This window comes from Lampropedia cohaerens (genome assembly GCF_001005215.1).
Lineage (GTDB): Bacteria > Pseudomonadota > Gammaproteobacteria > Burkholderiales > Burkholderiaceae_C > Lampropedia > Lampropedia cohaerens.
Map to the genome: position 1 here is coordinate 59,853 of NZ_LBNQ01000019.1, position 12,363 is coordinate 72,215.

A 12,363-nucleotide genomic window follows, 5' to 3' on the forward strand; every position below is an offset into this window, starting at 1 on the left:
ACGCACGAAGCACGAACGGGTCCTGACAGGAGGGCGACAGGCCTGCTAGGCCCACAAGCACTACCATGGGACCGCTCCCAGGTTTCGAAAACATGCCCAACAAGGAGACATAGATGCATGGCCTGATGCAACACCAGCCGCTGTTGATTGCCAACCTGATCGAACACGCGGCGCGTCACCACAGTGACGGCGAGATCGTCTCGCGCCGCGTCGAAGGTGACATCCATCGCTACACCTACAAGCAGCAGGCCGAGCGCGCACGCCAGCTTGCCCAGGCCCTCGATCAGGAGGGGCTGGAGCTGGGCCAACGTGTGGCGACCATCGCCTGGAACGGCTACCGTCACATGGAGCTGTATTTTGGCGTCAGCGGATCGGGCCGAGTGCTGCATACCATCAACCCACGGCTGCATCCGGAACAGATTGCCTGGATCATCAATCACGCCGAGGATGCCATCGTCTGCTTTGACCTGACTTTCGTTCCACTGGTACAGGCAGTGCATGCGCATTGCCCCGCCGTGAAGAAGTGGGTGCTCATGACCGATGCCGCGCACGTGCCGGCCGACACCGGCATTGCCGGTCTCGAAAACTATGAGGACTGGATTGCCGGCCATCCCATCCGCTACGACTGGCCCGCGCTGGACGAGAACACGGCCTCCAGCATGTGCTACACCAGCGGCACCACCGGCCACCCCAAGGCCGCGCTCTACAGCCACCGCTCCACCGTGCTGCACTCCTACGGCATCATCACGCCGGACGTGATGAGCCTGTCGGCCAGCGACGCGATCCTGCCAGTGGTGCCGATGTTCCACGTCAATGCCTGGGGCACGCCCTACGCGGCTGCAGCAACCGGCTGCAAGGTGGTCTTTCCCGGCCCTGCAATGGACGGCAAGTCACTGTACGAGCTGATCGAGGCCGAGTCGGTGACCATGGCCGCCGGCGTGCCAACGATCTGGCAGATGCTGCTGGGCCACGTGCAGCCCAACAACCTGCGCTTTTCGACACTCAACCGCACCGTCATCGGCGGCTCCGCCTGCCCCCCGGCGATGATTGACGCTTTCGAGAAGCAGCTGGGCGTACAGGTACTGCATGCATGGGGCATGACCGAAATGAGCCCACTTGGCACCCTGGGCAGGCTCAAGAACAAGCATCTCAAGCTCAGTGAGGCTGAACGGTTCAAGCTGCTGCAGAAGCAAGGGCGCGCCGTGTTCGGCGTGGACATGAAGATCGTCGACAGCAACGGTGAGGAACTGCCCTGGGATGGCAAGACGCCGGGAGACCTGTTGGTGCGCGGCCCCTGGATTCTGGCCAAATATTTCAAGATGGAAGACAGCGATCCGCTGGTTTATGACGCACAGGGCCGTGGCTGGTTTCCAACCGGTGATGTGGCCACCATCGACCCGGATGGTTTCATGCAGATCACGGATCGCAGCAAGGACGTGATCAAGTCCGGCGGTGAATGGATCAGCTCCATTGACGTCGAGAACATCGCCATGGGCCACCCCGCCGTGGCGATGGCCGCCTGCATCGGTATGCCCCACCCCAAATGGGATGAGCGCCCCATTCTCGTCGTTGCCCTCAAGCCTGGCGAGGACGTCAGCAAGGAACAGCTACTCGCCTTTTACGAGGGCAAGCTGGCCAAGTGGCAGATTCCGGACGACGTGGTATTTGTCGACGCGATCCCGCTGGGAGCCACCGGCAAGATGCTCAAGACCAGAATCCGTGAGCTACTGCAGGGCTATCGACTGCCCACTGCCTGAGATCGCGTGGTGCCCGATGCCAGCGCGAACGCATAAAACATGGGCATGGGCCGGCTGAATTGGCGGCACGGCACCTGCAGCGCGCGCGGACCGACCTTCAGCACGCCCGCGACAGCAGTGCCTGCCACGAATGCGAGGCGGTCGCCGCGCCGCAACGGCGTGGTGCCGATGCAGCACCACGTGCACCGGCGGGCAGCCGCCAATGCCTGGCGGTGATGCGCAACAGCTGTTCGACGATGGCCGTGTACTTGCCGCTGCAGGAGGAGGAAGGTTCGGTGACAGGCATGATGAACGCGCAAGGAGTTTGACGAAACGGGCTGGGGCAGCACAGGACCCGGTCAGGCAAGGAGAGTGCGTGCATGCTGCGCATCGCGTACCGGGCGCAGGCGGCAACCATCTTGCTGACCACACAGTCCGTCTCGCCCCCAAGCAATTGCGGCCTCGGCGCTGCGGACTGCGCTGGCATACCAGCACGCAAGCAAAAAGCGGTCCAGCTCCGGCAGCGCCCTTTCAGTGAACCAGAAAGTCCCTGCTCACGCCTGCACCGATGTCATTGACGCGCTCAAGAAACTGCACCAGAAAAGCATGCAGGCCATTGGCCAGGATCTCGTCGATCGTGCCGTACTTGAGCTCGGCCAGCAGGCGCCCCGCACGGCGCTCCGTCTTGCCGGAGTGGTCGTTGCTGACGGCAGTGAGGTTGGCGACCACCTCCAGCATCGACGCATGCAGCGAGCGCGGCATGTCGTTACGCAGGATCAGCAGCTCCGCAATACGCTTGGGGCTGACGACGTCGCGGTAGACCTGCCGGTAAACCTCAAAGGCCGACACGCTGCGCAGCAGCGCCACCCAGTGGTAGTACTCCTGCGTGTGGCTGCGTGGCTCCTGGGGGCGAGGCCCGCCGCCGTTCGACTCAAGGGCATGGAACTTCACGTCCAGCAGGCGCGCGGTGTTGTCGGCCCGCTCCAGAAAGGTGCCAAGCCGCAGGAAATGAAATGCCTCGTTCTGCAGCATGGTGCCCAGCGCCACGCCACGCGAGAGGTGCGAGCGGTACTTGACCCACTCGAAGAACCGGCCTGGATCGCGCTCAAAGATGCCACTGCGCGTAAAGCGGTGCAGCTCCAGCCAGGTCATGTTGTGCGTTTCCCAGACCTCCGTGGTCAGGGCGCCGCGTACCGCACGCGCGTTTTCGCGCGCAGCGTTCAGGCAGGAGTAGATGGACGAAGGGTTGAGCGGATCGAGCACCATGTACTCGAGCACCTGCTCGGGCGTAACCTTGCCGTAACGGCTGGTGTAGTCCGGCTGCAGCTCGCTGATGGAAAGCACTGCGGCCCAGCCGTGCATGGCCGCATCGCGCGACTGCGGCATCAGCGCCGTGTCGTGGTTGACGCTGAGCATGCGGGCGGTGTTCTCGGCCCGCTCGACGTAGCGGGACATCCAGAAAATATGGTCTGCGGTACTCGATAGCATGGTCTGTCGCTCCCTGTCTCGCTACGTTATTGCTGTTGCAGGTCCTGCCACTCTTTCGAGGGGCCGGTGCTGGGCCAGTCTTCTAGCACCCAGGTATCCTTGGTGCCCCCTCCTTGCGAGGAGTTGACCACCAGCGAGCCTTCCTTGAGCGCCACGCGCGTCAGGCCACCGGGGGCGATGCGCACCTTCTTGCCGCTGAGCACGAACGGGCGAAGATCGATGTGACGCGGCGCAACGCCGTTTTCGACGAAGGTCGGGCAGGTCGAGAGGCTGAGCGTGGGCTGGGCGATGTAGCCGGCAGGCTTGGCCTGCAGGGCGGCGCGAAAATGCGCGATCTCCTCCTTGCTGGCCTGCGGCCCGATCAACATGCCATAGCCGCCCGCGCCATGCACTTCCTTGACGACCAGTTCCTCAAGATGATCGAGGATGTAGGCCAGATCATCGGGCTTGCGGCCCATGTAGGTGGGCACATTCTTCAGGATCGGCTCTTCGCCGAGATAGAACCGCACCATCTCGGGCACATACGGGTAGACCGACTTGTCATCGGCCACGCCAGTGCCCACGGCGTTGCAGATCGTCACATTGCCGGCGCAGTAGGCCTGCATCAGCCCCGCGGCACCCAGCGCGGAGTCAGGACGGAACACCGCGGGGTCGAGAAAGTCGTCATCGACGCGGCGGTAGATCACGTCCACGCGCTGCAACCCGCGCGTGGTGCGCATGTAGACGAACTTGTCCTGTACCACCAGATCCTGGCCCTGCACCAGCTCCACCCCCATCTGCTGCGCGAGAAAGGCGTGCTCGAAATAGGCGCTGTTGTACATGCCCGGCGTGAGCACGACGACGGTGGGCTCGGGGATGGCGTCGGGCGTGCAGTCGCGCAGGGTCTCCAGCAGCAGGTCCGGATAGTGCGCCACCGGCGCAATGGCGTGGCTGCTGAACAGGTCCGGAAACAGCCGCATCATCATCTTGCGGTTCTCCAGCATGTAGGACACGCCCGAGGGCACGCGCAAATTGTCTTCCAGCACGTAGTAGTCGCCATCGCCAGCACGCACGATGTCGATGCCGGAAATGTGCGAGTAGACCTGCCCGGCCACATCCACGCCCTGCATTTCGGGGCGGTACTGCGCATTGCTAAGGATCAGATCCTTGGGCACGACGCCTGCGCGCAGGATGTCCTGGTCGTGGTAGACGTCATGCAGAAACCGATTCAGGGCCGTGACGCGCTGCACCAGGCCCTGCTCCATCCGGCGCCATTCGTGCGCGGGGATGATGCGCGGAATCAGATCGAAGGGAATCAGCCGCTCGGTGCCGGCTCCGCTTTCGTCCTTGTCGCCATAGACCGCGAAGGTGATGCCGACCTGGCGGAAGATCACCTCCGCCTCCTCCAGCCGCAGCTGCATCTGCCCCTCGGGGACATTGGCCAACCATTTGGCGTATGCCTTGTAGTGCTCCCTCTCCTCGCCCGACTTCGGAGGCAGGCTCCGGTACATTTCATCGAATTTCTGCATACGGATTTTTCCTCTTTGGCTGCGCGTCGGCGCTGGCGCGCATGGTGTCCCTCAAGCAAATAGTCGGCCAGTCCAGCCTCGCCCCCGCGCTGGCAGGCGCAGCATCATCGTAACGCGCTCCCAGGTGCCTGGGCCATCAGTGCCCTTCGCCGCGCGCGCTCGCACGGGCTTGTGCCCACAGATGCGCAGCGGGTTCCACAACATCGGTGACAAACGCACCGGCGGTCAGCGCGCCTGCCACAGCGCCTGTGGGGGCCGGTGCCAGCTGCGGCGCCGCACTTCGCGGCTGCAAACCATTTCCTGCGGACGCGCACTGCTCCATTGCAATGCACCACATTGGGGCGTCGTCAGCACCGTCGCCGACCGGGATTGCAATCGCTGCACCACCGCGGGATGGGGATGATTGAACTGGTTGCGAAAGCCTGCCTGCACAACGGCAAAGCGTGGTGTCACAGCGGAGACAAACCGCTCGGAAGTGCCGCCACGGCTGCCGTGGTGCGGCACCAGCAGCCAGTCGGCAGCCAGCTCCGCGCCGGAACGCCGCACCAGCTCGAACTCTTCCAGCCTGCCGATGTCGCCTGTAAGCAGGGCCGTTCGGCCACTGGCCGAACGCACGCGCAGCACGCAGCTGGTGGCGTTCGTCGGCACCGCCGCCCTACCCGCTGCCTCGGCGGAACGCCAGCGCTCGAGCTGCATTGCATCCGGATACAACACCTCGAATGTCACGCCATCCCATTGCCACTGCAGGCCAGCGGCACACTGCCGCCAGCCGTCCAGCGTCAGGGCGCCTTGGTCTGGCGCAGCCTGGCGGGAAAGCCACTGGTCAGCGGCAAACGGCGCAAGGACCGGCAATACCGCCGTAGCCGAGAACGCCTCCAGCACACTGGCTGCGCCGCCGGTGTGGTCGCTGTCGATATGGCTGAGCACCAGCAGGTCAGGCCGCAGCCCCCTGGCGTGCAGATACGGTACGACGACGGATTGGCCGGCATCCCGCCAGGCGCTGTAACGCGGCCCCGTGTCATAAAGCAGTGTGTGGCGGTGCGTCTGCACCAGCACGGCACTGCCTTGCCCGACATCCAGCGCTGTCAAATGGAATTCGCCTGCTGGCGGCAGTGGCGGGCGCCACAGCAGCATCGCCCCCAGGCAGACCGCCCCCTGCAAACGCAGCCAGGGCGGCCAGCGCCCCACCATGACGATGGCACCGGCAAGGCCGACCAGCGCCCACCCCCAAGGCACCTGGGGCCACATCAGCTCCGCTGCGGGCCAGCGCGCCAGCCACTGCAGAAACTGCAGCAGCCGCTCCATCGTCCACGCCGGCAATGGCAACAGCACTGGCACAATGGCACCCAGCATGGCAAGCGGCGTGACCACGGCAGTGACCACGGGAATCGCCACCAGATTGGCAATCAGCCCCACCCACGCAACCTGCCCGAACAGCGCCACCGTCAGTGGCACCAACACCAGTGAGAGCCGCCACTGCAGCTGCCAAAGCTGACTGCATGCACGGCATGCGGCATGCCAGAGGACCTGCAGCCCGCCCCTTCGTGGCAAAACTGCCTGCGCTGCCGTGGCGCGGCGATCGGGTGATCCCGTAGTGTCGCTGGCGAGCACCATCAGAACCGCCACGGCCACGAAACTCAGCCAGAAGCCCGCCTGCTGCAGCGCCCAGGGATCGATCGTCAGCACGACCGCAGCTGCCAGCATCAGCGTGGCATGCCATGGCCAGCGCACACCCAGGCTTTGCACCACGACCCAGGTTGCCAGCATCCACACCGTGCGCTGCGCAGGCACGCCCCAGCCGCTGAACAGGGCGTACAGCGCCGCCAGCGCCAGGCCGCCCCAGCGCGCGGCCAACGGCGCCGGACAAGCGTGCATCAGGTGCGTCGAACGCCGCCAGACCCGCCCGACCACCGCCATCGCGAATGCCGCGAACATGGTGATGTGCAGCCCCGAAATGGCCATCAGATGCGCCACGCCGGTGATGCGAAATACCTCCCAGTCCTCCTGTTCGATGGCGCGCTGCTCTCCGGTAACCAGCGCGGCCAGCACACCGGTCGAACGCATGCGCAACGTCTGATCCTTCAAGCAGGGAGGATTGGCCACTGTTGGCGCGGCCAACTGCGCCCCCGTTGTTGCCTGCCATGCACGCGGCGCAAGCAATGCGCGCTGGATGCGCTCACGCACCAGGTGGCGCCATCGCTGCAGCCGGTAGCGACCGGTATGGCCCAGAACGACCGGCTCCTCCACTGCCGGCCCCTGGCGCACATAAGCCGTCGCCTGCACGGATTGCTGCCAGAGCCACTGCTCATAATCGAACAGCGGAGGATTGAAGCTGCCATGGGGCACCCGCAACCGCACGACCAGCGCCAGCCGATCACCAGGCTGCAGATCAGGCAGCCGCTCACGCACGGCGCACCGGGCCGCCGTCTCATCCAGAGGCTGCGTAGGCGACTGACCCGCCGTGCCGAAACGCTCCGCCGCATACCAGCTCACATCCATCAGCTGTGGCAACTCCAGCGACGTGCCATCGAGGCGCTCCGCCCGTTCAGGCGCAAAGCGAAAGCGCACGCCATCGGTATTCCAGCGCGGCATGGCCGCGACCACACCCTGCACCCGTACATCCATGCCATGCCACTGCGGCGGCATGGCTCCGGCGTTGAACCAGGCTGCACGCCCGCCGGCCCATGCGAAGGCCAGCAGCGCAACGCCCACGGCAGCCGCGACGCGCGCCGCCATGTGCCAATGGAAGACCGACTGGTGCCGCAAGCAACACCCCACCACGGCCGCTGCCAGCAGTGCTGCGCCGCAGAGACCCAGCGCGCCATATTCCCAGCCTGACCATAGTGCCGGCTGGCGCAGCTGCAGCCCCAGGCCCGTCACCGCGCCGCCAAGCAGAAGCGCCCCCCATGCCATGGCCTGCCACCACCTTGTTATCGTCAATGCCGGTTGGCGCGCCCTTCACTCGCCATACCACCTCTGGCGTACGACGCATGGCCTATCTCCCGCAGGCGATGCAATGCACGGCGAGCCCGCAGGCGGGTGCTTGCCCCCGTCTGCCTTCTGGCGCAATGGTGTTGGCCGGGAAATTGCATGCCTTATGATCGCCGCGTCACGTGCAAAGTGGAAAGGGACCTGATGGCCGCCGCCAGCAGCGCCTTGCCACGGTATGCCCGTCGTTGCGCGATTATTCAATGTCTTGCGCACCACCTGCAATCCTCCCAGACAGCCAACCACCTGGAGATCCACACCATGGGTATTTATGAAAAACTGCAGGCGCTGAATATCACCCTGCCCTCAGTCGCCAAACCCGCTGCCGCCTATGTCATGTACACACGCAGTGGCAACCTGGTATTCCTCAGTGGCCACATTGCCCGCAAGGACGGCTCGCCCTGGGTGGGCCAGCTCGGCAAGGATCTGTCAACAGAAGATGGCAAGGCTGCCGCGCGTGCCGTGGGCATTGATCTGCTGGCGACACTGCAGGAAGCCGCAGGCGGCAGCCTCGAAAACGTCAAGCGCGTCGTCAAGGTTCTGAGCCTGGTCAACTCCGCGCCGGACTACACCGAACACCATCTGGTCACCAACGGCGTCAGCGAACTGCTGGTCGAAGTGCTGGGCGACAAGGGCACGCACGCCCGCAGCGCATTTGGTGTAGCCCAACTGCCCATGGGTGCCTGTGTGGAAGTGGAGCTGATCGCCGAGCTGGCCTGAAGCGCCTGCATCGCCAGTCAGAGGGGCGTCAGACGCCCTGTTCCCAACAGCGCGAACGTTGCCATCCCCAACGCAATGCGGTAGATGACAAATGGCAGGTAGCTGTGGCGGGTAATCCAGCGCATGAAAAACACGATCAGCGCATATCCCGTCACGAACGCCACGGCCGTTGCCAACAGCGTCGCCTGCCAGGGCACCGCACTCGCCAGCCCCCAGCTTTTGACCAGCTGGTACAGGCCGGAGGCCAGCACTGCAGGTATGGCCAGCAGGAAGGAATAACGCGCGGCCGCCTCGCGCGTGAAACCCATCAGCAACCCGCCGCTGATGGTGCCACCCGAACGTGACACGCCGGGGATCAGCGCTGCCGCCTGGGCGAAACCAAATGCCAGTGCGTGCGGCCACCGCATGGCCGTCAGTTGGCGCGTCTGCCGTCCCACCGCATCCGCCACGGCCAGCACGATGCCAAATAGGATCAGCATGCTGGCTACCAGATACAGGTTGCGTAAGTAGGTCTCGATGGCATCCTTGAAAAGCAGACCAAGGAGCACAATCGGCAACGTTCCCAGGATAATGAACCATCCCATTCGTGCCTCTGGATCGCTGCGCCTGCGCGGCTGAACCAGGGCCGCCAACCAGGCCCGCGCGATGCGCCAGATATCGCCCCGGAAGTAAAGCAGCACTGCCGCCTCGGTTCCCAGCTGAACGATCGCCGTAAACGCCGCGCCCGGATCGCCGCCCGAAGGCAACAAAGGCCCAAAAATTCTCAGGTGCGCGCTGGAGGAGATCGGCAAAAACTCCGTCATCCCCTGCAAGGCCCCCAACAACACCGCTTCCCACCATTGCATGGCATTACCCTTCCCTTGAAGCAACTTCGGATCGACGCACGCTAGATCGGGCAACCTCGCCCTCAAGCAAAGTCAGGCTTGCAGCCCGCCTCGCACGGCTAAGAAACCGCGGCCAGCCGCGCAAAAATGGCCAATGACCACACACCACCTGCAGCAATCAGAGCCACGAGCGTCGCAGCGCTGCCAACATCCTTGGCCTTTCTTGACAGCGGATGCCACTGCGGACCAATGCGGTCAATCGCACTCTCAATGCCGGTGTTGAGCAACTCAACGATCAACACCAGTGCCAAGCTCATCAACAGCACCGCCGTCTGCACCCAGCTGCCGCTTAACCAAAAAGCAAATGGCAGCAGCCCAGTGGAAACTGCAAGTTCCAGGCGAAATGCCGGTTCCCGCCACGCATCGCAAAGCCCCCTGCAGGAATAGCGTGTCGCATGACGAAGGCGCGCAAAACCCTTGCGCCGTTTCTGCAAGTTTTCAAATGGCTGGATATCCGATTGCTCTGACATGGAAGCAAGAAGTAGTACGCATCAGCGCTTGCGCGGTGAAACGCAGGCACGCCGCTGCACGCACCGACACCGCGCCGTCCAGGAAAAACTTGTCACGAACCAGCACAGCCATGCACTCCACAACGTATGGCTGGTGAAGTGCGCGCCCCTCAGTTGTTGTGCGAGCCCAAATGCAGCCCCCAGCGCGCACACTGCCACAAGGCAAATCCATGCTGCACGGCGTGTTGGCTTGTGCGACGCCAGCAGGAAGTAGTAAGAGAAAAGCGCGAATGCGCCGGCGGCATGACCGGCCGGAAAACACCTGCCTGGCCCGCCATCATTGCCTGGCCGCCAGTGCGGCACATAAGCGGCGCTCCCGCCGAACGCATGCAAATCCCAGGGACAACTGGTCTGGCTTGCCTGTTTCAGGACTGCCACCAGCAGCGCACAGGCCAGCGCCGTTCCAATCGCCCAGCGCAGCTCCGAACGTGCAAAGCGTCGCCATGGCCCCCAGGGTCGGCACGCTGTCACGAGCAAAATCACTGCGACAAGTTGCAGCGCTCGCCGCCCACCGGTATGCAGCCATTCGGAAAGCCATGCGTTGCCTGCCAGGTAAAAGCCGTGGCCATCCGCCATCCAGGATGCGACCACCAAATCCAGGCCACTGAGATCCCACGCCACCACGGGCACAAGCAAGACGGCGCTGGAGCGCCACCATGCGCCCCTCACCCAGCCCCGAACAGACGCGGCAACGCCTGCATCCATCACGTCGCACTCCTTGCGGTGGATCGGCAGGTATGCAACACATCAAGTGCCGACAGGTAAGTAGGGCTGCGCACATCCAGCAGGCCCAGCACGGTGTGATAAAAGTTGTCGTGGCTGACGGCAGTATCCAGCGTACCTTGCACGCACGGCAGGTGTACCTGCGTTCGTGCGGCCAGGGTGCCGGGCCAGGCGATCATCGCAATGCTTTTTTGCGCTGCGGGTGCCACGGCATACGGCAGGCCGTGCAGATAAAGCCCGCCCTCGCCCAGCGATTCTCCATGATCACTGACAAACAGCATCCCCACTTGGTAGGCCGATGCGTGCTGCGTCAGCCACTCGATGGTGCGCGCCAGCACATGGTCGGTGTAGCGGATCGAGTTGTCATACACATTGATGAGCTGCTCCTGACTACAGCTGGCCAATGCATTGCTGGCGCACTCCGGCAAGAATGGCTTGAACGGCGCGGCAGAACGCTTGAAATAGGCCGGGCCGTGGCTGCCCATCTGATGCAAGACGATGACTATGCCATTACGCCTGCGCGACTCGGGCAACGCTGCCAGGCGCGCATCCAAGCCCTCAAGCAGCATGGCATCCAGGCATTCGCCCTGGGCGCACAGCTGCTGTCCTGCCGGGGTGTCAACCATGTCGCTGGTGAACACGGTAGGAACACGTCTGCAAACATCCTTGCAGCCAGCCTGGTTGTCCACCCACAACACAGCCAGACCGGCCGCCTGCAGCACATCCAGCAGATTGTCGTACTCGGCCGTGCGCTCCTCAAACCCTGCCTTGTCCAAATGAGAGAACATGCACGGCAGCGACTCACGCGTGCTGGTGCCGCACGCAGTCGCGTTGCGCCAGCTCAGCACGGCAAGGCGCGCAAGTTCGGGCGTCGTGTCGCGTGGATAGCCATTGATTCCATAATGATCGCCCCTACTGGTTTCGCCCACCACGATCACCATCAAAGGCGGTTTCTGGGCATGGCCTGCGCTGTAGGTTTCGCCCAATGCCGCTGCCGCGGTGATGCTGACAAATGGTCGCGGTCTCTGGAGCATGGGCTTGAGCGTGGCGCTGTAGACCGCTGCCACGGAATTGAGCGGATTGATCATGTAGCGCAGCGTCATGTTGCTGCGCACCACTGGGGCTAACTGGCGGAAGTTGGGCAGTGCGACGGCAGCGATGCACGTCAGGGCTGCGAGTATCAACACAAGGGTGCGGGCAATGTTCTGCCAAATGCCATACCGGATCACTGGCAAGCGCCACAGCCACAACGCCGGCACCCCGGCTACCAGGCACACTTGCACCAGCAGTCGTGGATTGAACAAGTCGCGGCTTTCGCGCAGGTCGGTCTGCAAGACATTGAGCACCATGCCCTTGTCAATCACCGTGCCATAGTGCAGTGCGAAGTACTGCCCCACAGCCGCCAGAGCCAACAAAAGCAGCCACAGCGGCTTCATGCCACGTGGCCACGCGGTCAGGGCAAAGAGCAGTACCAGGACGGCAAAAACCAGTGGGACGAATACAATGAAAAGCGCCAGCGCCGGGCCATCGTATCCATCCAGACGCTGCAGCGCCCGCCAGAGCGGCCAATGTGCAGCCACCGTCAGCCAAGCACACAGGATGACCACTGTCGCCTGCGCAGAGCGTGGTCTGTTGATGGCTTGCATAAGGGCATGCCGCCAACGCCCAAGCGAGCGCAACCATGCGATGGCCCGATCCGATGTGGCGCCGGGTAAGTTCGAGATGTGAAGTACGTCCTTCTGCATGCCGCTACGGTACGCAGCGAGACTGAAGCGCAGCTGAACAGAGCGTTCAGGTTCCGTTCAGG

General features: G+C 63.7%; 10 protein-coding genes. 2 read left to right on the forward strand and 8 right to left on the reverse strand.

Annotated elements, in window-relative coordinates; genetic code table 11:
- The first annotated feature begins 113 nt into the window (after positions 1-113).
- Complete coding sequence (locus AAV94_RS04805) at positions 114-1,757, forward strand: 3-(methylthio)propionyl-CoA ligase (protein WP_046741196.1); 1,644 nt, start codon at positions 114-116, stop codon at positions 1,755-1,757.
- Between the two features lie 97 nt (positions 1,758-1,854).
- Here the strand turns inward: AAV94_RS04805 and AAV94_RS14830 are convergent, their stop codons facing one another.
- The 4 genes from AAV94_RS14830 to AAV94_RS04825 form a co-directional block, all read right to left on the reverse strand.
- Positions 1,855-2,043 carry a hypothetical protein gene (locus tag AAV94_RS14830; RefSeq protein WP_156454345.1) on the reverse strand — a complete coding sequence of 63 codons (189 nt, stop codon included), beginning with the start codon at positions 2,041-2,043 and terminating at the stop codon, positions 1,855-1,857.
- A 224-nt stretch (positions 2,044-2,267) separates the two neighbouring features.
- Complete coding sequence (locus AAV94_RS04815; protein ID WP_046741198.1) at positions 2,268-3,224, reverse strand: alpha-E domain-containing protein; 957 nt, start codon at positions 3,222-3,224, stop codon at positions 2,268-2,270.
- A 26-nt stretch (positions 3,225-3,250) separates the two neighbouring features.
- Positions 3,251-4,732, reverse strand: coding sequence for a circularly permuted type 2 ATP-grasp protein (locus AAV94_RS04820; protein WP_046741199.1), 1,482 nt, complete (start codon positions 4,730-4,732; stop codon positions 3,251-3,253).
- Between the two features lie 225 nt (positions 4,733-4,957).
- The gene (locus tag AAV94_RS04825; protein WP_046741200.1) at positions 4,958-7,645 is read right to left on the reverse strand and encodes a DNA internalization-related competence protein ComEC/Rec2; all 2,688 of its coding nucleotides are present in this window, start codon (positions 7,643-7,645) and stop codon (positions 4,958-4,960) included.
- Between the two features lie 336 nt (positions 7,646-7,981).
- Between AAV94_RS04825 and AAV94_RS04830 the strand changes: the two genes are divergently transcribed.
- Positions 7,982-8,440: a RidA family protein gene (locus AAV94_RS04830; RefSeq protein WP_046741291.1), complete on the forward strand. Its 459-nt coding sequence runs from the start codon at positions 7,982-7,984 to the stop codon at positions 8,438-8,440.
- A gap of 17 nt (positions 8,441-8,457) precedes the next feature.
- Here the strand turns inward: AAV94_RS04830 and AAV94_RS04835 are convergent, their stop codons facing one another.
- The 4 genes from AAV94_RS04835 to AAV94_RS04850 form a co-directional block, all read right to left on the reverse strand.
- Positions 8,458-9,285: an undecaprenyl-diphosphate phosphatase gene (locus AAV94_RS04835; RefSeq protein WP_046741201.1), complete on the reverse strand. Its 828-nt coding sequence runs from the start codon at positions 9,283-9,285 to the stop codon at positions 8,458-8,460.
- Positions 9,286-9,383: 98 nt separating this feature from the next.
- Positions 9,384-9,794 (reverse strand): diacylglycerol kinase, encoded by a 411-nt coding sequence (locus tag AAV94_RS04840; protein ID WP_046741202.1) that lies wholly within the window; start codon positions 9,792-9,794, stop codon positions 9,384-9,386.
- 21 nt (positions 9,795-9,815) lie between these two features.
- Complete coding sequence (locus AAV94_RS04845) at positions 9,816-10,538, reverse strand: phosphatase PAP2 family protein (protein WP_046741203.1); 723 nt, start codon at positions 10,536-10,538, stop codon at positions 9,816-9,818.
- Positions 10,538-12,202, reverse strand: coding sequence for a phosphoethanolamine transferase (locus tag AAV94_RS04850; RefSeq protein ID WP_052754917.1), 1,665 nt, complete (start codon positions 12,200-12,202; stop codon positions 10,538-10,540). Before AAV94_RS04850 ends, AAV94_RS04845 begins: the two co-directional genes overlap by 1 nt.
- Between the last annotated feature and the right edge of the window lie 161 nt (positions 12,203-12,363).